Below are 22,047 nucleotides of genomic sequence, written 5' to 3'. Positions count from 1 at the left end.
GCGGGCCCCCTTGGACGGGACATTATCGCCAGCGACGGTGCAGCCAGAGCCATTGGCCGGGATATTCGCGCACCCAATCCTCGATCACCGAAGTCACCGCCTGCATGGCGCCCTGAACGTCGATGCGCCCGTCCGCGTCGCGCGGCAGCACGATTTCTTCCGTGATCTCGATACGGAACCTTCCCTTCGGCAGGCGGATCACCCGCATGCCATGCACCGGGCATTCGAACTGCCGGGCAAGCCGCGCCAGGGTCGGATTGGTGGGGCAGGGGCGGCCGAAGAAATCCACCATCACGCCCTGGCCCCAATATTGGTCCACCAGCATGCCGATGTGCTGGCCCTCCTCCAGCATGCGCGCCATCTGGCGGCCGGCATTGCGATTGGCGCGGATCAGGCCGGGCATGGTCTCCGCCCGCATGTCCTCGATCAGCTTGGCGGCCTTTTGGATGTTGGGCGCGCGATACAGCACGCCGCCCTTGACCCCTAGCTTGCCGCCTGTGATCGCGTTCAATTCCCAATTGCCGGTGTGGGACGTGAAGAACAGGGCCGGCTTGCCGTCGTCCCGCAGCCGGGCCATCACCTCGGTGCCGACGATTTCGATGCGTCCGTTGCCGGGATGGATGGGGTCGTAATCCCAGATCCGGTCGAGATGGGCAAACTCCGCCGACATGCGGCCGAGATTGTCCCAAACCCCATCAAGGATGCGACGAATCTCGGCGTCGCTTTTTTCCGGGAAGGCGCGCCGCAGGTTCTGTCGCGCGACGCGGCTCACCAAGAAGAACGGGCCGAGCAGGCGTGCCAGCGTGCTCACCACCGCCGAGGACCAGGAGATTGGATAGAGCCGCGACCACCACACCAGCACCCGCACGAAGCCGACGATGATGCTCTCGATGACGGGCGCGAGCGCACGGCGAATGCGCCGCACCAGGCGGCCCCACAGGATCTTCAGCGGCGACACGGCCGGTTTCCTCAGAAGGCAGTGGTTCAGAAGCGAACGATGATCTTGCCGAACACCTTGCGGCTTTCCAGGCGCTCCAGGCCCTCGTTGAAGCGTTCCAGCGGCACCACGGTGTCGATCACCGGCTTCACGCCCCGGCCCATTTTCTCCAGCCCGTCCGCCACGTTGCGGATGGTGGCGCCGAATGAGCCGAAGATCTTGTACTGGCGCTGGAACAGCTGCATCAGGTTCATGTTCACCGACACGCCCGAGGTGGAGCCGCAGGTCACGAGCCGCGCGCCGGGCTTCATGGAGAGCAGCGAGCCGTTCCAGGTGTCCGCGCCCACATGCTCGAACACCACGTCCACGCCAACCTTCTTGGTGATCTTGCGGACCTCGTGCTCGAACCGGTCGACGCGGTAATTGATCACGTGGTCGGCGCCCAGCGCCTTGGCCTTTTCCATCTTCTCGTCGTCGCCGACCGTGGTGATGACGGTGGCGCCGATATCCTTGGCCAGGCGGATCGCGGCGGAGCCGATGCCCGAGCCGCCGGCGTGCACCAGCACAGTCTCGCCCTGCTCCAGCTTGGCATTGTCGAACAGCATGTGCTCGACGGTCGAGAAGGTGATGCCGGCGCAGCCCGCCTCCTCGAAGGAGACGCCCTCCGGGGCGGGAATCACCAGCCGCTCGGGCATGTTGATGACGTCGCGGGCGAAACCGTCGATGTGGAAGCCCAGCACGCCGCCGACGCTCTCGCACAGATTGTCGCGACCCTTCAGGCATTGCTTGCAATGGCCGCAGGTCATGGCGCCGTACATGGCCACCGTCTGGCCCACCTTCAGCCCGCGCACATCGGCGCCCAGCGCCACCACTTCGCCGGCCGCTTCCGCGCCCACCACCAGCGGCATCTTGCGCTTGGCGAACGCCATACCGCGCCAGCCCCACACGTCGATATGGTTGAGGGCGAGCGCCTTGACGCGGATCTGCACTTCGCCCGCGCCGGGGGCATCCGGCTCGGGCATGTCGACAATCTGGAGATTACGGTCGGAGACGAGCTGAAGGGCGCGCATTTTGGTCCTGAAGGTCAGCGATGGACGGCAAGCTGGGCCGAGAGGCCCCCATCCACCGGGATCACGGCCCCGGTGATATAGCTTGCTCCCGGCGAGAAGAGAAACCCGACCAACGCGGCGACCTCATCCACCTGTGCGAAACGCCCGGCGGGGATCTGTTCCGCCATGCGGTCGCGGTAGTCGGCATATTTGGCCAGCATCGCGGTATCGATGAATCCTGGGGCGACATAATTCACCGTGACGCCGCGCTTTGCGCTCTCCACGGCCAAGCCCTTCACATGGGCCAGCAGGGCGGCCTTGGAGGCGGCGTAGGCGACATTGCCCTGGTTGGCCTGGAGGGCTGCCACCGAGCCGATGGCGACGATGCGGCCCACACGGGCGCGGATCATCGGGCGCACCAGCGCGCGCGTGAGACGCACGAAGGCGTGGTGATTGACCTGCATCACCTGTTCGGCCTTGTCCTGGTCGACCATGGCCGCGAGCGTGTCGTAGGAGGCGCCGGCATTATGGCAGAAGCCGTAATAGGCCTCGTCCGCCTCGATCTCCTGCGCCAGGGCTTCGACGGCGGCCCGGTCGGCGAGGTCCACCGCCTTGGCGGTGACCGAGGCCTTTGGGTCCAACGCGCGGATCTCATCCAGCAGGGCGTCCGCCTCGGAGGCGGCGCTGCGATAGGTGAACGTGACGTCGTGCCCAGACGCGACCAGGGCGCGCACGATGGCGGAGCCAAGCCCGCGCCCGCCGCCGGTGACAAGCACGCGCTTATGCTCGTCCAAGCTCATGCGCGGACGACCTTGGCGTGGGAGGCAGGGGCGGCCTGCCTCACGCGGGTTCCCCGGTCAGTACCAGGCACACGTTCTGTCCACCGAAGCCGAAGGAATTGGAGATGACCCGGTTCACCTGGGCGTCGCGGGCGACGTTGGGCACCACGTCCAGCGGGATCGCCGGATCGGGGATGTGGTAATTGATGGTTGGGGGAATGCGGCCGTTGGCGATGGTCAGCAGCGAGAAGGCCGCCTCGATGGCGCCGGCGGCGGTCAGGGTGTGGCCGATCATCGACTTGTTCGACGAGATCGGAATGCCCGCGAGCGCTTCCTCGCCGAACACGGCTTTCATGCCGACATATTCCATCTTGTCGTTCTCGGGCGTCGAGGTGCCGTGGGCGTTGATGTAATCCACATCACCTGGCGTGATGCCCGCATCCTTGAGCGCGTTCATCATGCAGCCGATGATCGGCTTGCCGTCTGGGCTGGAGCGGGTGCGGTGGAAATTGTCCGACATCTCCCCGCAGCCTTCCAGCACGCCGAGGATCTTGGCGCCACGGGCGGTGGCGTGCTCCAGGCTTTCCAGCACCAGGGCGGCGGCCCCTTCCGCCATCACGAAGCCGTCGCGATTCTTGGCGAACGGACGGGCGGCTTCGCCCGGCTTCTCGTTGGCGGTGGTCAGCGCCGAGAGCAGGGAGAAGCGGATCAGCGCCTCGGGATGCACCGAGCCGTCGGTGCCCAGCGAAAGGGCGACATCGCATTCCCCGCGCCGGATCGCCTCGACGCCGAGCTGGATCGCCGTGCCGCCCGACGCGCAGGCGGTGGAGAGGGAGATCGGCTGGCCCTGGGTGCCGAAATGGTCGGCAAGCCGGTCCGCCACCGAGCCGAACAGGAAGCGCTCATGCCAAGCCGAGAATTTCCCGGTCTCGGCCGCATCCAGCAGATCGTGATAGACCAGGGGCTTATGGGGCACGACTTCCGCCAGCGCGCGTTTTTCCGGCCATTCCAGCTCGACCGGGGGCACGGCGGCGAACAGCGGGCCGGGGAAATTGCCCTTGGAGCCGATGCCGGCCTCCGCGATGGCTTCTTCCGCCGCGAGGGTCGCGAGGCGCTGGGAGAGATCGGGGGCAGGCACGCGGCCGTCGAACAGGAAGTCCACGGTTCCGGCGATGGTGGTGCGCATCCCCTCAAGCGGGAAGCGGGTGATGGTGTGGATGCCGGATTCTCCGGCGGTCAGGCGGCGCCAATTGTCCGCCTTGCCCTGGCCCAGCGAGGTCACGATGCCGATGCCGGTCACTACCACGATCGGGCGGCCGAACTTATCCGTATATGCCTGCGCCACGGGCGCCTCCTCCTAAGGACGACGCACGAGAGCGGCCGTCCGAACGTCCTGGTGCCGCATCGCGAGGATGGCGGCGGGGCGGCGGGGAGGGGGGACGTCGCGCCTCACCCCGCATCCGGCGGACAGCGAAGGACATGCCGGCGCGCCCCTCGCCTGTCCCTCTCCCCGTCCGCCTTCACGTGCCAGATATAAGGCTCAACCCACCCGTTCCACCAGCCCCGCGCCTTCGCCGCGCCAATGGCCGACGGCGGTGACGATCACCCGGGAAACGGCGCCGCTGCCGTTTTCCAGCGTATCGCCGGGCAATGCGGGAAACAGCGTGCCCTCATTCACCGCCAGGGCGGCAAGGGCAAGGCCGGCGGCGAACTGCGCCTCGAACCCATGGCCGATGCGATTGGCGAGCGAACGGACCGGAAGACCAACCGCGCGCAGGGCTTCCGCTTCCGCCTCGGTGGCGCCGCGCGCGCCGGTAGCGCCGGAGAATACGGCGGTTCCAGGCGCCGTGCCGGCCTTCGCCAGCAGGGCCTCGACCTTCTCGGTCACGCTGCCGGGCTCGTCGCGCCGCGCCCGTTCGGACCAGACGCCGGAGAGCTGTGCGATGGGCGTGGCGCCACGCGCGGTGGCGTGCTCGGGCGATTCCAGGACCAGGAAGGCGCCCATGGAGCCGGAGGGAATGCCCGGCGCGCCCTCGGCGCCGAAGATCGGCCGGAAGCCGTTCTTCATGCAGAAATCGTTCAGCGCGTAGAGGAGCAGCATGTCCTCGCGCTCGGCATTGTAGGCCCCGCCCACCAAGGCGATCTCGCTCTGGCGCGCGGCGATGCGCGAAAACGCGATGCGCGTTGCATCCACGCCCGCGCTTTCCTCGCCCATGAACGTGCGGGAGGAGCCAGTGACGCCGTGCACGATGGAGATGTTGCCCGCCAGCAGGTTGGACAATTGCGCCAGCGACAGGGTCGGGCGCAGGTCCGAGAGCAGGCGCTCGTTCAGCAGCCGGCCGGCGTCGTTGGTCGCCAGGATGTCGTTGAGAATCGCCGCATCGACGAGGAAGTCGCGCTCGCCGCCGCCGGCCGCCACGATCATGTCGGTCTGGCCGAGGATCTCGGCATTCTTGGCGATGCCCGCGCTATCGAGCGCCAGTCCGGCGGCATAGGTGCCGATGCGCTGCCACGGCTCCATCTGCCGCTGATCGCCCTTCTTGGGGATCTGGCTGTCGTAATTCACCTTGACCAGGGGATGGACCACATAAGGCGCGAAGCGCTCGGCATCGGTCACCGGCGCGGTGCCGGCGGCCAGCGCCTGCCAATTGGCCTGGGGCCCCTCGCCCAAGGAGGAGACGAGGCCGATTCCGGTGATCCAGACGTCGCGTTTGCCGCTCGGGCTCTGCTCACGCATCGACATAGTCCGTGACCGGGAATTCCACCCGCTCGGCCACTTTGAGAACCACGTCCTTCATTCGGCCTTCGGGCCAGGGGAGCACGCGAAACACCAGCTCGGCGTTGCAGATGGGCTTGCCCTCGCAAGTGCACTTGGTCTGTGCGACCACGAAGCCGGAGCCCTCGTGCAGAATCTTGGAATACAGGTCGAGATTCTGCCCAGGCACGACGAAGGTGCGCAGCTTGGCTTCCTTGACGGTGGCCAGAAACGGCATCTTGTCGAATCGATTGCGCGCGAGCACCAGCCAGCCGGTGGTCTGAGCCATGGCCTCGATGAGCAGGACACCGGGCATCAGGGGATGGCCAGGAAAATGCCCCTCGAAGATGGAGCTTTCTTCCGGCACAAGGCCTTCGCAATGAATGGTCTCAAGGCCCGGATCGATGGCTACGACCCGGTCCACCATCTTGAAAACTTCAGGACGCATTCGCTCCGTCCGGCCTCAGGCAGTCTTCGCCGCGACCAGATCGTCGATGCGAGCGCACAGGTTCTTGAGCACGAAATACTGCTCGGTGGTAGCCTTGCCGTCGTTCACTTCCTGCGTCCACTGTTCCAGCGGAAGCTTGATGCCGAACGCTTTGTCGATGGCGAAGGCGATATCGAGGAAGTCCAGGCTGTCGATACCCAGATCGTCGATGGCATGGCTTTCCGGCGTGATGGTGTCGCGCGGAATGTCGCACGTCTCGGCGATGATATTGGCGACGGTATCGAACGTCGAAGACATGAGTGCGCCTCTGTTATGGCTCGGCCGCTCGGGGCACGACCTGCTCGCTGCGGGCGAGACAAAGCGGCCACGGCCGAGGCTTGGCCTCTGCGGCCCCTCGGATAGTCGAAGTGCCCTATAGCGAAGGCGGCCTGAGGTTTCAATGGGAACCGCGCGGCGGTGGCGGTGCGATACCGTTTCACGTCACGCTTCGGTTAAGGCGCGATCCAGCAGCCGGGCGGGTTCTGCGATGGAATTGGCGCCGAACATGGCGCGTGGACGCAGCAGGCGGCTTGTCCCAAAGGCATGGGCGACCGAACCGGGCGCGGACGCGGCCAGCGCCGCCGCGGCCGCCAGGGCGGCGAGCCGCTCGGTGATGTGCCGGGCGCGGCTTTCCAATTCCTGTGCCGCGAGGCCATCGGCGATCTCTCGTGCCGTCTCAGCGGCGCCGGGCACCGCGCCCGCCTCCTGCGCCAACGCCGAGATGACGGCGCGGGTCGCCGCAGGATCGCGGGCGGCCGCGCGCAGCAGATCGAGGGCCATGACATTGCCCGAGCCTTCCCAAATGGCGTTCACCGGCGCCTCGCGATAGAGCCGCGGCAGGGGGCTTTCCTCCACATAGGCATTGCCGCCGAGCGCCTCCATCGCCTCATAGATGAAGCCGGGCGCCGCCTTGCAGACGCTGAATTTCACCGCCGGCGTCAGCAGGCGCGCGCGGGCGGCTTCCAGCGGGTCGTCCTTCGCCCGGTCGAAGCTTTGCGCAAGGCGGAACGCGAGGGCGGTCGCCGCCTCGCTTTCCAAGGCGAGATCGGCCAGCACGGCGGTCATGGCCGGCTGGTCGATCAGCCGCTTCTGGAACACCGTGCGATGGCGGGCATGGTGGACCGCCAGGGCGAGGGCCATGCGCATGAGGCCCGCGGACGAGACGGCGCAATCCAGCCGCGTTAACTGCACCATCTCGATGATGGTCGGCACGCCGCGCCCCTCCGCGCCGACGCGCCAGGCGAAGGCACGCGCGAACTCCACCTCCGAGGAGGCGTTGGAGCGGTTGCCGAGCTTGTCCTTCAGCCGTTGGAGATGCAGGGCGTTCACCCCGCCATCCGGACGGAAGCGCGGCACGAGGAAGCACGTCAGCCCGCCCGTCGCCTGCGCCAGCACCAGGAAGGCATCGCTCATGGGCGCCGAGAAGAACCATTTGTGGCCGGTGATCTCATAGGCGTCGCCGCCGATCGCCTCGGCGCGGGTCATGTTGGCGCGCACGTCGGTGCCACCCTGCTTCTCGGTCATGCCCATGCCGAGGGTGACGCTGCTCTTCTCCCAGAACGGAATGAACCGCGAATCATAGGGGCCGGACGTGATGCGCGGCAGCCACTCGGCCAGAAGCGCGGGCGCAGCGGCGAGCGCGGCCGGGGCGGCATGGGTCATGGTGAGCGGGCAGACGTGCCCGGCCTCCACCTGCGCGATCGCGAACAGGCGCGCCGCCCGCGCCACGTGGCTGCCCCCGGTCCAGGTGGAGCTTGCAAGACCCGCCGCGTGGCTGTGCGCCATCAGGGCGTGATAGGCGGGATGGAATTCCACGAGATCGAGCCGCCGGCCCTGGGGATCGTGGGTGCGCAAGCGCGGCGGGTTCTCGTTCGCGTGCCGGCCGAGGTCCAGGCGCGCCTGCGTCCCCCATTCCACGCCGAACGCCGCCAGATCCTCCGCCGCTTGACCGGAGAGGCCCGTGGCTTCGCGCAGCGGGGTGTCTCGGGCGACCAGATTGATGTCCGCGATCGGCGGCGGCTGGTTGAAGACGGCCTCTTCGGCGTTGGAACGGGTCATGGCGCGCCCTCCCAGATGGCATGTCCCGGTGCGCTGCGGCGCCTTCGGCTGGACACGTCTTTTCTGCTCGCTAAGCTGCCCGCCCATGCCCCTGTTCGCAACCACCTGGCCCTGGATCGGCCTCGGCGCAGCCGGGGCCTTGCTGATTCTGCTCGCCGCCACGGACGGTCTTCAGGCCGACCGGCGGATCTCCCGCTGGTTCGATCTGCAATGGCTGACCTGGCTCGCGGTGACGGCCTATCTGCTGCACCAGTTCGAGGAGCATGGGGTGAGCCTTTTGGGCGCGCCTTATGCCTTTCGCGGCGCCTTGTGCGCGACGCTCGGCTATGGCGATGCCATCTCCTGCCCGGTGCCGCTGGCCTTCATCACCGCGGTCAACGTCTCGGCGGTCTGGGTCGCGGGCTTTGCCAGCGCCTTGGTGGCGCGGCGCTTCCCCTTGATCGCGCTCAGTTTTTTCGCCGTGCCGCTGGTGAATGCCTTCGCCCATATCGTCCCGGCGATTCTCGAGCGCCGCTACAATCCGGGCCTGTTCACCGCGGTGGTGCTGTTTCTGCCGCTGTGCCTGTGGACGCTCACGGTGGCAGTGCGGCGCTACGGGGCGGGGGCGAAGGCGATCACGCTGGTGGTTCTCGCGGGCGTGCTGGTGCACGCCGTGCTGATGGGTTCGCTGCTCGCTTATCTGCGGGATTTCATCGGGTTGCTGCCGCTGGTGGTGATCCAGGTGCTGAACGCCGCGATCCCCGCCGCGCTCATGGTGGCGGGCTTTTACAGGCGCGCCGCCGCGCCGCCGCCGGCCCCGGCCGCACCGGCGCGCGCGCCCCGCAAACCCCGCCGTCCACCGGCTCCGGCGGCCTGAGAGTGCGCAAATGTTTCACGTGAAACAATAGCTTAGCGCGGACGAACAGGGGTGAGAAGGCACCTCTCCGCGCCTCTCTGCGCCTTTCCACCAGACCAAACCGCGATTTCGGCCGAAGTTTCCCGCCGAATTTCGGCGCGACGCCGGTGGACGCGCACGGGCGCCTTGATGGTGTCGGAGTAGGGGTATGAGGGCTCCGACTCGCGCGCCGCTCACCCGGATCGAAATCCATGGCCTGTCCGGTGGGAACGATCGTCATGCCCCGACAATCGCCCCCCTGCGCCCCGATGATCGCCCGTGCCGCCGACGGTCGATTCGACCTAGACGCTCGCCCCCTTGGCCTTGTCGCGCCGCAGATGCTCGTCCAGCCGGGGCAGGATCTCCACAAAGTTGCAGGGGCGGTAGCGTACGTCCAACTGGTTGACGAGGATCTCGTCCCACCCGTCCTTGCAGGCGCCGGGGGAGCCGGGCAGGCAGAAGATGTAGGTGGAGCGTGCGACCCCGGCGGTGGCGCGGCTCTGCAGGGTGGAGGTGCCGATCTTCGCGAACGAGATCATGTGGAACACGGTGGAAAAGCCCTCCATGCGCTTCTCGAACAGCGGCTCCACCGCCTCCGGGGTCACGTCGCGGCCGGTGAAGCCGGTGCCGCCGGTGGTGATGACCGCGTCGACGGCGGGATCGTCGATCCAGCCCTGAACCACGGCGCGGATTTCCGCCACATCGTCCGGCACGATCTTGCGGTCCGCCAGCACGTGGCCTGCGGTCTCGATGCGCTCGGCCAGCACGGCGCCAGATTTGTCGTCGGCGAGGGCGCGGGTGTCGGAAACGGTCAGCACGGCGATCTTCAGCGGCACGAAGGTGCGCGCGGCATCGATGCCCGGCATCAGATGGCTCCCTGCAAGGTGTTGCATTGCTGCATGGAGCCGCTCTTAAGCCCGCGCGTGAACCACGTCACCCTCTGCTGCGAGGAGCCGTGGGTGAAACTGTCCGGCACCACCACGCCCTGCGACTGGCGCTGCAGGCGGTCGTCGCCAATGGCGGTGGCGGCGGCGAGCGCCTCTTCCACGTCGCCCGGCTCCAGGATGCGGAAGCGTTCGTTGGCGTGATAGGCCCACACGCCGGCGAGGCAATCGGCCATCAGTTCGGCCCGCACGGAAAGCGCGTTCGCCTCCCGCTTGGTGCCGGCGTTGCGCTGCGCGGCCTGGATCTTCGGCAGGATCCCCGTGAGGTTCTGCACGTGGTGGCCCACCTCGTGGGCGATCACATAAGCGGCGGCGAAATCGCCCGGCGCCTTGAACCGCGTCTTCAGCTCCTGGAAGAAGGAGAGGTCGAGATAGACCTTCTGGTCGGTCGGGCAATAGAACGGCCCCATCTCGGCCGAGGCGCCGCCGCAGCCGGAGCGGGTCTGGCCCGTGAACAGCACCATCTTCGGGTCCACATAGGTGCGACCCTGGGCGCGGAACAAATCGGTCCACACATCCTCGGTCTGCGCCAGCACGGCGGCGGCGAAGCGGCCGAGCTCGTCGGTCGGCGGGCCTTGCCGCGTCGTCTGGGACGGGGCGCTCTGCTGGGAGGGGCTGCCGCCGCCCTGGATCGCCTCCAGCCCGCTGAGCAGCACGAGCGGATTGATGCCGAGGGCCCAGCCCACCACACCGACGATAAGTATGGTGCCGATGCCGAGGCCACCGCGCCCGCCCGGCATCTGGAACCCGCCGCCGCCGCCTTCGCCGCGCCGGTCCTCCACATTGCCGCTGGACCGGAAGTCGTCCCACCGCATGCTCAAGCCTCCTGCCCACCGGCATTCATTGCGAACCTTGGCGTTCGCTCCCGCTGCGCGGACAACGCAAGGAGGGGCGCAAGGGTCCGCCGCGCTTCATCATAAAGCACAGCTTTGCGGCGAAATCCTCGTTCGCGCGGGCCATCGCGTCCCGCTGGCCGCCGCGACACTGCGCCTCGATCGGCGTTAAATTTTCCTTGGGGAAAGTTTTTGGTGCCGCCGCCGGAGGCTCCTAACCCCCTCTCTGCGTCGGGGAGGTGGGGTGAGGGGCGATCGAAACGGCGGGGAGAAGAGGTGTGTGAAGGCCGCGCGAGGGGCGTTGGGCGGCCCTGGTCTCGCACCCGGCGCACCCTTGCGTTCGACGGGCGGCGGCGCCACCCTCGCGCATCGTCGGAGAAGACGAATCGCACGCTCGGGGAAGAGAGTTCACGCCATGGCCGCCATCGAGGCCCGCTCCGCGAAAGCCAAGCTCGGCCTGGATTTCAAGCGCGAGCGCGCCGCCTATAAAGCCGGCGCCCGGCCCATCGCCGGGGCGGACGAGGCCGGGCGTGGCCCGCTCGCCGGGCCGGTGGTTGCCGCCGCCGTGGTGCTGGACCCCAAGCGAATCCCCGTGGGGCTCAACGATTCCAAGAAGCTGAGGCGCGACGTACGCGAGCGCCTGTTCGCTGAGATCTGCGCCACGGCGGAGGTTTCGGTGTGCCTCGCGCCGCCAGGACGCATCGACCGGGACAATATCCGCCAGGCCACCTTGTGGGCGCTCGCCAATGCCGTGCGCGGCCTGCCGTGCGCGCCGGCGCTGGTCTTTGTCGATGGAAACGATCGCCCGCCCTTATCCTGCACGGTGGAAATGATCGTCGGCGGCGACGGGCTCATCGCCTCCATCGCGGCCGCTTCCATCGTCGCCAAGGTCACGCGGGACCGTCTGATGTGCGGCCTCGGCGCGGCGTTTCCCGCCTATGGGTTCGAGCGGCACATGGGCTATGGCACCCGCGAGCACGGGGATGCGCTGCGCGCCCACGGCCCCTGCCGGCATCATCGCCAATCCTTCACCCCGGTGCGCGAGCAGCAATTGCTTCTGTTCGGCGCGCCCGCCCCCGAGGCGGAGGCCGAAGAGTTGGTCGCGGCGGAATAGCGGGGCGTCTGCGCTTCAGGCGGCTTGCCCCACGACGCCGAGCACCTTTTCTACATTGTGGCGGTGCACCGCCTCGTAAGGCTCGAAATAGCTGACCGCTCCGGTCGCCAGCGCCTCGGCGGCGAAGGTGGAAAGGTCCTGCGCGGCCAGCGCGGGCTCGCGCTCCAGCCGCAGCAGCTTTTCAACATAGAGCCGGGTCGCAGCGATGAAGGCCGGCGGGTAGCCGCCCGCGAGGATCTGCGCCTTGGAGCCGTGATTGGGCAGGATGGTGGAGATATCCCATTGCGCCATGCGGTCGAGGTCGCGCAGGTGGATCGCCAGCCGGTCTTCTTCGGCCACATAGGTGATCGGGTCTTCCAGCGTATCGCCCGCCAGCAGCACGCCACCGGGCAAAAGCGCCACCGTGCCGTCACGGCTGTGGATGTCGAGCTGGCGCAATTGCACCGGGATCTGGCCGACCCTGAGGTCGAGCGTGCCGGAAAACAGGCTGTTCGGGAGGATCAGCGGCTTGATGGGCGGATCGCCGCTTTCAAGCGCATCCTTGTGGGCCGCGAGGATCTCGGCCGTGTCCCGATTGGCGATGATCTCGCAATCGGCAAACACCTCGGTGCCGGCCACATGGTCGTCGTGCCAATGGGAGAGCACGAGGCGCATGTGTTTGACGCCCATCTCCTCCAGCGTGCGGCGGATGATGCGGGCGTGGGGCAAAGAGATGTGCGGGTCGTAGACGAGGGCCTCCGCCCCATCCACCACCGCATAAGTGCAGATGCCGAGGGCGAAGGCGCCGTCGTCGAGCCAATTCGGCTTTTCGCTGTAGAGGCGCACGCCGGGAATGCGGCCGTCATAGAAGCCGAGCAGATGGGGCGCCAGATGCAGCACCTCCATGGTCGAACCATAGTCCGGCATTGCGCGCTCCTCGGCGATAGGAAAAGGGCGGGCGGCTATTCGGCCGCCGCCTTGGAATGGCCGAGCCGCTGGGACAGCGTCACCAGCAGGTCGCGCGCGGCATCCGCGATCACGGTGCCGGGCGGGAAGATGGCTTCCGCCCCGGCTGCGCGCAGATCGTCATAATCCTGCGGCGGAACCACGCCGCCCACCACCACCATGATGTCGCCGCGCCCTTCCGCCTCCAGCGCCTTCTTCAGCGCCGGGACAAGGGTGAGATGGCCGGCGGCGAGGGAAGAGATGCCAACCACATGGACGTCGTTCTCCACCGCCTGCCGCGCCGCCTCTTCCGGGGTGGCGAACAGGGGGCCGATGTCCACGTCGAAGCCGAGGTCGGCGAAGGCGGAGGCGATCACCTTCTGCCCGCGGTCGTGCCCGTCCTGGCCCACCTTGGCCACCAGGATGCGCGGCCGGCGGCCTTCGGCATGCTCGAACTCTTCCACCTGGCGCTGCACCTTGCCCACCTTGTCCGTCATGGCGCCGGCCTCTCGCTTATAGACGCCGGAAATGGCGCGGATCTCGGCGCGATGGCGGCCGAACACCTTCTCCAGCGCGTCAGAGATTTCGCCCACGGTCGCCTTGGCGCGGGCGGCGTTGACGGCGAGTTCCAGCAGGTTCGCGCCCGCGCTCGCGCCATTGGTGAGGGCGGTGAGCGCGCTTTCCACCTCGGCATCGCTGCGCTCGGCGCGCAGGCGCTTGAGCTTTTCGATCTGCGCGGCGCGCACGGCGGAATTGTCCACCTTCAGCACGTCGATCTGCGCTTCGGTGAGCGGCTTGTACTTATTGACGCCCACCACGGTCTGCGCCCCGCCGTCGATGCGGGCTTGCGTGGTGGCGGCGGCCTCCTCGATGCGCAGCTTGGGAATGCCCGCTTCGATCGCCTTCGCCATGCCGCCGAGCGCTTCCACTTCCTGGATATGGGCCCAGGCCTTGGCGGCAAGGTCCGCGGTGAGGCGCTCCACGAAGAAGGAGCCGCCCCAGGGGTCGATCTGGCGCGTGGTGCCGCTCTCCTGCTGCAGCAGAATCTGCGTGTTGCGGGCGATGCGGGCGGAAAAGTCGGTCGGCAGCGCGAGCGCTTCGTCCAGCGCATTGGTGTGCAGCGACTGGGTGTGGCCCTGGGTGGCCGCCATGGCTTCCACGGCCGTGCGCATCACATTGTTGAACACGTCCTGCGCCGTGAGGCTCCAGCCCGAGGTCTGGGAATGGGTGCGCAGCGGCAGGGACTTAGGGTTCTTCGCCCCGAGGTCGGTCATCAGGCGGGTCCACAGGAGGCGGGCGGCGCGCAGCTTCGCCACCTCCATGAAGAAATTCATGCCGATGGCCCAGAAGAAGCTGAGGCGCGGCGCGAACACGTCGATGGGCAAGCCGGCGGCGGCACCCGCGCGGCCGTATTCGACGCCGTCCGCCAGCGTATAGGCGAGTTCGAGATCCTGCGTCGCCCCGGCTTCCTGCATGTGGTAGCCGGAAATGGAAATCGAGTTGAAGCGCGGCATCTCCTTGGAGGTGTAGGAGAAAATATCCGAGATGATGCGCATGGAGGGCAGGGGCGGATAGATATAGGTGTTCCGCACCATGAATTCTTTGAGGATGTCGTTCTGGATTGTGCCAGAGAGCTTGGCGTGGGGCACGCCCTGCTCCTCGCCCGCCACGATGAACAGCGCCAGGATCGGCAGCACCGCGCCGTTCATGGTCATGGACACGCTCATCTGGTCCAGAGGAATGCCGGAGAACAGCGTGCGCATGTCGTAAATGCTGTCGATGGCCACCCCGGCCATGCCCACGTCGCCGGCGACGCGGGGATGGTCGCTGTCATAGCCGCGATGGGTGGCGAGATCGAACGCGACCGAAAGCCCCTTCTGCCCGGCGGCGAGATTGCGGCGGTAGAAGGCGTTGGAATCCTCCGCCGTGGAGAACCCGGCATATTGCCGGATGGTCCAGGGCTGGTTCGCATACATGGTGGGGTAGGGGCCGCGCAGGAACGGCGCGATGCCCGGATAGGTGTCGATGAAATCGAGCCCCGCCACGTCCGCCGGGCCGTACAGCGGCTTCACCGCGATCCCCTCGGGCGTCACCCAGGGTGCGAACTTGGCCGATGGGGGCGCCAGGTCCGGCGCGCGCCAATCGATATCGGCGAAGGCGGGCAAGCGGCTCATGATCTCATCCTAACTCAGTTCGGCGCACCGCGCGAGCAAGCGCTGGGTGACGCAAGTCTTTCAGGCACTCACCAGTTCAGGCACTCAATTGCTGCTGGGCGCTGCCGAGCACATCCAGCACGTCGCAGCCGGCGAACAGGAAGCCGTCCACTCCGGCGGCGCGCCAGGCCGCCTCATGCTCGCCCGGCCGGCCGGCGAGCCACACCGCTTTCGCGCCGGCGGCCTTCAGCGCGCGGGCCGCCGCTTCCGCCTGCTCGGCATAAATCTCGTCGGAAGAGCACAGGCAGGCGATGCGCGCGCCGGAGACGGCGAACGCCGCGATGAGATCCGCCAGCGTGGCGAAGCCTTCCGGCACCGGCGCGGCGATGCCGCCGGCCTCGAACAGGTTGCGGGCATAAGTCGCGCGGGCCGTGAAGGCGGCGATGGGGCCGAGGGTGGCGAGGAAGGCGCGCGGCGCCTCGGCCTCGGCGGCATCGCGCAGCGCCTCGAACGGCTCGGCGAGGCGGTGGGGCGCCAGCGCTCCCTCCACCGGCGGCACCGGGAGCGTGGGAATGGGCGCGAGCAACGCCGGCATGGCCTGCCCCAGCAGCGGGAATTCGGAGGTGCCGGTGATGGGCTCCTTGCGGGTCGCCACATCCTTCGCGCGGCGGGCGCGCACCTCGGCCACCTGCTGCTGCCACCAGCCGGAGGTCAGCGCCTGCGCCATGCCGCCCTTGCCCTCGATGGTTCGGAAGATCTGCCAGGCGGCGGCGGCGAGCCCTTCGGTCTGGGCCTCCATGGCGCCGGCGCCGGCGGAGGGATCGGCGACGCGGTGCAGATTGGATTCCTCCAGAAGCACCAATTGCGTGTTGCGGGCGAGGCGGCGCGCGAACGCATCCGGCAGGCCGAGCGCCTGGGTGAAGGGCAGCACGGTCACGCTATCCGCCCCTCCGACGCCGGCGGAGAAGGCGGCGACCGTGCCGCGCAGCAGGTTCACATAAGGGTCGCGGCGCGTCAGCGAGCGCCATGCGGTGGTGGCGTGCACGTGGGCGGGAGTCGCGGCGACGCCGCTCTCGCGCTGCACGGCGGCCCAGAGCAGGCGGAGCGCGCGGAACTTGGCGATGGTGGCGATCTGGTTCACGTCGGCGGTCAGCGCCAGCTCGATCTGGCCGAAGGCGGCCTCCAGCGATACGCCCGCCGCTTCCAGCGCCCGCAGATAGGCGACGCCGGTGGCGAGCACTGCCGCGAGCTCCTGCGCATCCGAGGCGCCGGCCGCGTGATGCACGGCGCCGTCGGCACGGGCGAAGCGGGCCTTGAAGCCCTTGCCGGCCAGAATGCCGGCGGTCTCGGAAAAGCGCTGGGAGAGATTGGCCCAGGGCATGGGCGCTGAGCCCGCCGCCGCGAGATCGCCGATGGGATCGAGGCCGAACGAGACCGAGAGATCCGCCGGGCTGTGGCCGCGATCCTGCACCAGCTTCGCCAAGGCGAGGGCATTCTCGCGACCCTTGAAGCCGCCGCTTTCCAGGCGGGTGTCGATGAGGTCGAGCATTACCTCGTCCAACACCCGGTCTAGCACCTCGCCGTCCGGCAGGCCGAAGCCATGGGCATGGGGTGAGGAGGCATAGACGAGGGTGAGGCCCGAGGCGCCGCCGTCGAGGTCTTCCAGCGCCTGCGTGTTGGCGGCGTCCTTGTCCGCCTGATCGACGCGCGCGCTGATGATCCAGGGCGCGCCGGCCGGGCGCCCGGCGATGGGGGCGGCATCGCGCTTGCGCGGCGGCAGCGGATCGAGCGAGAGCCCCTCATAGGTGCGGGTGACGAGTTTCTTGTCATAGGGCGCGCCCTTCAGCACGCCTTCCACCAGCTTCAGCCAGTCCTCGCGCGTCACGGGGGGCAGATCGGTCGTGAACGGCAAGGTGCCGGAACCCTCGGTCATTGCGCAAACTCCTGGCTGGAAGGGGAGGGCGGCAGGCGCAGTTCCTGCGCGGCCAGGGCCTCTTCCCCCGTGAACATGTAATCGCGCCGCACCGGCACGTCGTCGCGCCGGTCGGACAGCAGCAGCTGGAACACCATGTTGGAGCCGTGCAGGAAGCCCAGCTCCACGGCCGCGAGATAGAATTCCCACATGCGGGTGAAGCGGGCGCCCATCATCGCCTCCACCTCGGAATGGCGCGCCTCGAACCTGTGCCGCCAGGCGCGGATGGTCCAGTAATAATGCAGCCGCAGCACCTCCATGTCGGCGACCCACAGATGGGTACGCTCGGTGGAGGCGAACACTTCCGACAGCGCCGGCACATAGCCGCCGGGGAAGATGTATTTGCGGATGAAGGGCGCGGTCGTGCCCGGCGGCGACATGCGGCCGATGGCGTGCACCAAAGCGAACCCGCCGGGGCCCAGCAAATCGCGGATGGTGGTGAAATAAGCGTCGAAATGATGGACGCCCACATGTTCCATCATGCCGATGGAGACCACGCGGTCGAACGGGCCCTTCAGGTCGCGATAATCCATCTCGCGAAAATCGATCTGATCGGCGACGCCCGCCGCCTCGGCGAGCCGGCGCGATTCCGCGAGTTGCTCGGGCGAGACGTTGATCGCGGTGACGTGCACGCCGCAATTCTTGGCGAGATAGATGGAGAGCCCGCCCCAGCCCGAGCCGATCTCCGCCACCCGCATGCCGGGGGTGAGCTTCAGCTTCGCCGCCACATGGCGGAACTTGTTGCGCTGGGCATCCGCCAGCGGCTCGTCCGGCTCGGAGAAATAGGCGCAGCTATAGGCCATGGTCTCGTCCAGCCACAGCCGGTAGAATTCGGCCGGATGGTCGTAATGGCTGGAGGCGTTCTCCTTCGCCTTGGCGACTGGGTTCGCCTGATGGAACCGGCGCAGCGCGCGCCAGCCCTTGCGCAGCGCCTGCTGCACCGGGTGGCTGCCGAGCCCCTTGCGGTTCACCGAGAACAGATTGAGCAGGTCGAACACGCCCGCCCCGTCCTCGAAGGTGAGGCGGCCGTCCATATAGGCTTCGGCGGCGACCAGCTCCGGGTTGAAGAACAGGTCGCGCTCCAGCTTCTTGTCGTGCATGCGCACGGTGACGCACGGTCCACCCACGCCGCTGCCGAACACGTGTCGCACGCCGTCCACGGTGATGACCGTGAGCTGGCCCTTCTCGACGAAACGCTTCAGCAGGTGCGAGAGCAGACGCATCAGAGGGGTCCTCTTTGGCCGGGTCTCCCCCGCGCCCTCTCCCGCGTGCGGGCGAAGGCCGGGGACGGGGAGAACGCAGGCGCGCCAGCCTCGCGGACGGGAGAGGAAATGGCGCGCCCCTTCATCAGGCGAATTCCAGGATCACCGCGTCCACCGCCAGGCTTTCGCCCGGCTTGGCATGGACCACCTTGATGATGCCATCGCGCTCGGCGCGGAGCACGTTTTCCATCTTCATGGCCTCGACCACGGCCAGCGCTTCGCCGGCCTTCACGTCCTGGCCCGGCACCACGGCGATGGAGACCACGAGGCCGGGCATGGGGCAGAGCAATTCCTTGCCGCCGCCGGCCGCCGTCTTTTCCGGCATCAGGGTCGCGAGCGCGGCCTCGCGCTCGGTATAGACCTGCGCCTGCACCGCGACGCCCTTATAGGCGAGCGAGACGCCGTTCGGGATCGAGCGCACCTGGAGCGAGGCCTTCGCCCCGTCCACCGTGCCGCTCCACACCACGTCGCCCGGCTTCCAACTTGTGGCGAGCTGGTGGGAATGGATGGTCTCGCCCTTCCAGGTGAGCATGTGCACCGTGAAGCCGCCGGGCGTCACGTCGATCTCGCACGGCAGCAGCTGCACGCCGCCCTGGCCGTTCAGGCGCACGATGCGGCGGCGGTCGAACGTGACCGGGATGCCCGACATCTGGCCCGAGATCCGACGCTTGCGGTCGTTCTGCACATGGTCGATGGCCGCCGCCACCGCCGCCAGCACATGGGCCAGCTCGCCCACCGCCGCGCGGGCGTGGAAGCCGTCGGGATATTCCTCGGCGATGAAGCCGGTGGAGAGCCGGCCGTCCTTCCAGCGCTCATGGGCCATGAGCGCGGAGAGGAAGGGAATGTTGTGGCCGATGCCGTCGATGGCGAAGGCGTCGAGCGCGTCCGCCTGCGCTTCGATGGCCTCGGCGCGGGTCGGCGCATGGGTCACCAGCTTGGCGATCATGGGATCGTAGAACAGCGAGATTTCCCCGCCCTCATAGACGCCCGTGTCGTTGCGCACGGTGATGCCGTTGTGCACGCCTTCCGCCGGCGGGCGATAGCGCACCAGGCGGCCGGTGGAGGGCAGGAAGGAGCGGTAGGGATCTTCCGCGTACACGCGGCTTTCCACCGCCCAGCCGTTCAGCTTCACATCCGCCTGGGAAAAGGTGAGCGGCTCGCCGGCGGCGACGCGGATCATCTGCTCGACGAGGTCGATGCCTGTGATCAGCTCGGTGACGGGGTGCTCCACCTGGAGGCGGGTGTTCATTTCCAGGAAGTAGAAGCTCTTGTCCTGGCCGGCGACGAACTCCACCGTGCCGGCGCTGTCGTAGCCGACCGCCTTGGCGAGCGCGACCGCCTGCTCGCCCATCTTCTTGCGGGTTTCCTCGTCCAGCAGCGGGGAGGGGGCCTCCTCCACGACCTTCTGGTTGCGGCGCTGGATCGAGCATTCGCGCTCGCCCAGATAGACCACGTTGCCGTGCTTGTCGCCCAGCACCTGGATCTCGATGTGGCGCGGATCGACGATGAACTTTTCCACGAACACGCGGTCGTCGCCGAACGAGGACTTCGCCTCGCTCTTGGCGCGGTCGAAGCCGTCCTGCACTTCCTCGCGGGAATAGGCGATGCGCATGCCCTTGCCGCCGCCGCCGGCGGAGGCCTTGATCATCACCGGATAGCCGATCTCGTCGGCGATCTTGGCGGCCTGGGTGCCGTCCTCCAGCACGCCGAGATAGCCCGGCACGGTGGAGACATTCGCCGCCGCCGCCGCTTTCTTGGATTCGATCTTGTCGCCCATGGCGTCGATCGCGTGCGGATTGGGGCCGATGAAGACGATGCCGGCCTCGGCCAGCGCGCGCGGGAAGGCGGCGCGCTCGGAGAGGAAGCCGTAGCCGGGATGCACCGCCTCGGCGCCGGTCTGCTTGCAGGCGTCGATGATCTTTTCGATGATCAGATAGGATTGGGCGGCCTGCGGCGGGCCGATATGCACCGCCTCGTCCGCCATCTCCACATGGAGCGCGTCCTTGTCGGCGTCGGAATAGACGGCCACGGTCTTGATGCCCATCTTGCGCGCCGTCTTGATGACGCGGCAGGCGATCTCACCCCGGTTTGCGATCAGGATTTTCGAGAACATCTAGGTTGATCCCCTCGGCGCTTGGCGCCCGTGTTCGTTCGATTGCACCTCCCGCCTTCCCCCTCTCCAGCCCTCCCTCGCAAGCGGAAGAGGGGCGGGGTGCGAGGAAGCGGAAAAGCCCTCTCCCGCGTGCGGGGGAGGGTTGGGAGGGGGCCTTTAAAGAGGCAGGTTGTCGTGCTTGCGGGCGGGCTGTTCCACCTGCTTGGAGCGCAGCATGGCGAGCGCGCGGGCGATGCGCCGGCGGGTCGAATGCGGCATGATGACTTCGTCGATATAGCCGCGCTCCGCCGCTACGAACGGCGAGAGGAAGCGCTGCTCGTAATTCTTGGTCTGCGCCGCGATCTTGTCCGGGTCGCCCATGTCGGCGCGGAAGATGATCTCCACCGCCCCCTTGGCGCCCATCACCGCGATCTGCGCGGTCGGCCAGGCATAGTTCACGTCGCCGCCCACATGCTTGGAGGCCATCACGTCATAGGCGCCGCCGAACGCCTTGCGGGTGATGAGCGTGACCAGCGGCACGGTCGCCTGGGAATAGGCGAACAGCAATTTCGCGCCGTGCTTGATGAGGCCGCCATATTCCTGCGCGGTGCCCGGCAAGAAGCCCGGCACGTCCACGAAGGTGACGATGGGGATCTCGAACGCATCGCAGAAGCGCACGAAGCGCGCCGCCTTGCGGGAGGCGTCGGCATCCAGCACGCCGGCCAGCACCATGGGCTGGTTGGCGACGAAGCCCACCGTGCGCCCCTCGATGCGGCCGAAGCCGGTGACGATGTTCTTCGCGTAGGCCGCCTGGATCTCGAAGAAGTCCGCCTCGTCGACGGTCTTCAGGATCAGTTCCTTGATGTCGTAGGGCTTGTTGGGATTGTCCGGGATCAGCGTGTCGAGGCTCTCGTCGATCCGCAGCGGATCGTCGAAGGAGGGCCATTCCGGCACGCCGGCTGAATTGTTGGCGGGCAGGAAGTCGATGAGGCGGCGGGTCTGCAGCAGCATCTCCACGTCGTTCTCATAGGCGCCGTCGGCGACCGAGGACTTGGAGGTGTGCACCTTGGCGCCGCCCAATTCCTCGGCGGTCACGGTCTCGTTGGTGACGGTCTTCACCACGTCCGGGCCGGTGACGAACATATAGCTCGTGTCGCGCACCATGAAGATGAAGTCGGTCATGGCGGGGGAATAGACGTCGCCGCCGGCGCAGGGGCCCATGATCAGCGAGATCTGCGGGATCACGCCGGAGGCGGTGACATTGCGCTTGAACACCTCGCCATAGCCGCCGAGTGCCGCGACGCCTTCCTGGATGCGCGCGCCGCCGGCATCGAACAGGCCGATGATGGGCGCGCGGGTCTTCAGCGCCATGTCCTGGATCTTGGTGATCTTGCGGGCATGCTCCTCAGACAGCGAGCCGCCGAACACGGTGAAGTCCTTGGCGAAGACGAACACCTTGCGGCCGTTCACCGTGCCCCAGCCGGTGACCACGCCGTCGCCGGGGATCTTCTGGTTTTCCATGCCGAAATCGATGCAGCGATGCTGCACGAAGGTGTCGAACTCCTCGAACGAGCCGCGATCCAGCAGAAGCTCGATGCGCTCGCGGGCGGTCAGCTTGCCACGGGCGTGCTGCGCCTCGATGCGCTTTTCGCCACCACCCAGGCGTGCAACGCCGCGCCGGCTCTCAAGCTCTTCCAGAATTTCCTTCATGCGCCCAAGTCCCCTGCCGGATTGCCCAGTCTCGTACCGGTTTCTTGCAACCAGTCTAATGGTGCCGAACGCCCGAGGGAAAGGGTTCACATCCCTCTGCGCCG

At 67.7% G+C, this 22,047-nt stretch carries 18 protein-coding genes; 2 read left to right on the top strand and 16 right to left on the bottom strand.

Annotated features, from left to right (window positions below; all coding sequences use genetic code 11):
• Positions 1-22: 22 nt before the first annotated feature.
• From V5F68_RS12715 to V5F68_RS12680, 8 genes are all read right to left on the bottom strand, one after another.
• On the bottom strand, positions 23-949 hold the full coding sequence (locus tag V5F68_RS12715; protein WP_394015179.1) for a lipid A biosynthesis lauroyl acyltransferase: 927 nt from the start codon (positions 947-949) through the stop codon (positions 23-25).
• A 35-nt stretch (positions 950-984) separates the two neighbouring features.
• The gene (locus V5F68_RS12710; protein ID WP_394015070.1) at positions 985-2,007 is read right to left on the bottom strand and encodes a zinc-binding dehydrogenase; all 1,023 of its coding nucleotides are present in this window, start codon (positions 2,005-2,007) and stop codon (positions 985-987) included.
• 14 nt (positions 2,008-2,021) lie between these two features.
• Positions 2,022-2,786 carry an SDR family oxidoreductase gene (locus V5F68_RS12705; RefSeq protein WP_394015069.1) on the bottom strand — a complete coding sequence of 255 codons (765 nt, stop codon included), beginning with the start codon at positions 2,784-2,786 and terminating at the stop codon, positions 2,022-2,024.
• Between the two features lie 40 nt (positions 2,787-2,826).
• Positions 2,827-4,110, bottom strand: coding sequence for a beta-ketoacyl-ACP synthase (locus V5F68_RS12700; protein ID WP_394015068.1), 1,284 nt, complete (start codon positions 4,108-4,110; stop codon positions 2,827-2,829).
• Between the two features lie 195 nt (positions 4,111-4,305).
• Positions 4,306-5,502 (bottom strand): beta-ketoacyl-ACP synthase, encoded by a 1,197-nt coding sequence (locus V5F68_RS12695; RefSeq protein ID WP_394015067.1) that lies wholly within the window; start codon positions 5,500-5,502, stop codon positions 4,306-4,308.
• Entirely contained in the window at positions 5,495-5,968 is a 474-nt protein-coding gene (locus V5F68_RS12690) for a 3-hydroxyacyl-ACP dehydratase FabZ family protein (RefSeq protein WP_394015066.1), read from the bottom strand. Before V5F68_RS12690 ends, V5F68_RS12695 begins: the two co-directional genes overlap by 8 nt.
• A 15-nt stretch (positions 5,969-5,983) precedes the next feature.
• On the bottom strand, positions 5,984-6,265 hold the full coding sequence (locus tag V5F68_RS12685) for an acyl carrier protein (protein ID WP_348844761.1): 282 nt from the start codon (positions 6,263-6,265) through the stop codon (positions 5,984-5,986).
• A gap of 183 nt (positions 6,266-6,448) precedes the next feature.
• The gene (locus tag V5F68_RS12680; protein WP_394015065.1) at positions 6,449-8,065 is read right to left on the bottom strand and encodes an isovaleryl-CoA dehydrogenase; all 1,617 of its coding nucleotides are present in this window, start codon (positions 8,063-8,065) and stop codon (positions 6,449-6,451) included.
• An 85-nt stretch (positions 8,066-8,150) separates the two neighbouring features.
• Between V5F68_RS12680 and V5F68_RS12675 the strand changes: the two genes are divergently transcribed.
• A complete protein-coding gene (locus tag V5F68_RS12675; protein ID WP_394015064.1) occupies positions 8,151-8,921 on the top strand; it encodes an HXXEE domain-containing protein in 771 nt (256 codons plus the stop codon).
• Between the two features lie 320 nt (positions 8,922-9,241).
• On the opposite strand, the gene moaB is transcribed toward V5F68_RS12675, so the two are convergent.
• Both moaB and ypfJ read right to left on the bottom strand, forming a co-directional pair.
• Positions 9,242-9,805, bottom strand: a complete 564-nt coding sequence (gene moaB, locus V5F68_RS12670) for a molybdenum cofactor biosynthesis protein B (RefSeq protein ID WP_394015063.1) — start codon at positions 9,803-9,805, stop codon at positions 9,242-9,244.
• Positions 9,805-10,698 carry a KPN_02809 family neutral zinc metallopeptidase gene (gene ypfJ / locus V5F68_RS12665; protein WP_394015062.1) on the bottom strand — a complete coding sequence of 298 codons (894 nt, stop codon included), beginning with the start codon at positions 10,696-10,698 and terminating at the stop codon, positions 9,805-9,807. The genes moaB and ypfJ overlap by 1 nt, the downstream gene beginning before the upstream one ends.
• Positions 10,699-11,131: 433 nt before the next feature.
• Between ypfJ and rnhB the strand changes: the two genes are divergently transcribed.
• Entirely contained in the window at positions 11,132-11,830 is a 699-nt protein-coding gene (gene rnhB / locus V5F68_RS12660; RefSeq protein ID WP_394015061.1) for a ribonuclease HII, read from the top strand.
• A 15-nt stretch (positions 11,831-11,845) separates the two neighbouring features.
• Here rnhB and V5F68_RS12655 read toward each other — a convergent pair whose 3' ends face one another.
• From V5F68_RS12655 to V5F68_RS12630, 6 genes are all read right to left on the bottom strand, one after another.
• Positions 11,846-12,736, bottom strand: a complete 891-nt coding sequence (locus tag V5F68_RS12655; protein WP_394015060.1) for an MBL fold metallo-hydrolase — start codon at positions 12,734-12,736, stop codon at positions 11,846-11,848.
• A 35-nt stretch (positions 12,737-12,771) separates the two neighbouring features.
• Positions 12,772-14,928, bottom strand: a complete 2,157-nt coding sequence (scpA, locus tag V5F68_RS12650; protein ID WP_394015059.1) for a methylmalonyl-CoA mutase — start codon at positions 14,926-14,928, stop codon at positions 12,772-12,774.
• Positions 14,929-15,004: 76 nt separating this feature from the next.
• Positions 15,005-16,840, bottom strand: coding sequence for a methylmalonyl-CoA mutase family protein (locus V5F68_RS12645; RefSeq protein ID WP_394015058.1), 1,836 nt, complete (start codon positions 16,838-16,840; stop codon positions 15,005-15,007).
• Positions 16,837-18,102: a class I SAM-dependent methyltransferase gene (locus V5F68_RS12640; RefSeq protein WP_394015057.1), complete on the bottom strand. Its 1,266-nt coding sequence runs from the start codon at positions 18,100-18,102 to the stop codon at positions 16,837-16,839. Before V5F68_RS12640 ends, V5F68_RS12645 begins: the two co-directional genes overlap by 4 nt.
• Before the next feature lie 124 nt (positions 18,103-18,226).
• Positions 18,227-20,254: an acetyl-CoA carboxylase biotin carboxylase subunit gene (locus tag V5F68_RS12635; protein WP_394015056.1), complete on the bottom strand. Its 2,028-nt coding sequence runs from the start codon at positions 20,252-20,254 to the stop codon at positions 18,227-18,229.
• 156 nt (positions 20,255-20,410) lie between these two features.
• Complete coding sequence (locus tag V5F68_RS12630; protein WP_394015055.1) at positions 20,411-21,943, bottom strand: acyl-CoA carboxylase subunit beta; 1,533 nt, start codon at positions 21,941-21,943, stop codon at positions 20,411-20,413.
• Between the last annotated feature and the right edge of the window lie 104 nt (positions 21,944-22,047).

Source organism: Roseixanthobacter pseudopolyaromaticivorans, from assembly GCF_043195145.2.
Taxonomy (GTDB): Bacteria; Pseudomonadota; Alphaproteobacteria; order Rhizobiales; family Xanthobacteraceae; genus NCEH01.
Note: the sequence above shows the minus strand (reverse complement) of the source record. Positions and strands in the feature narration are given on the sequence as shown.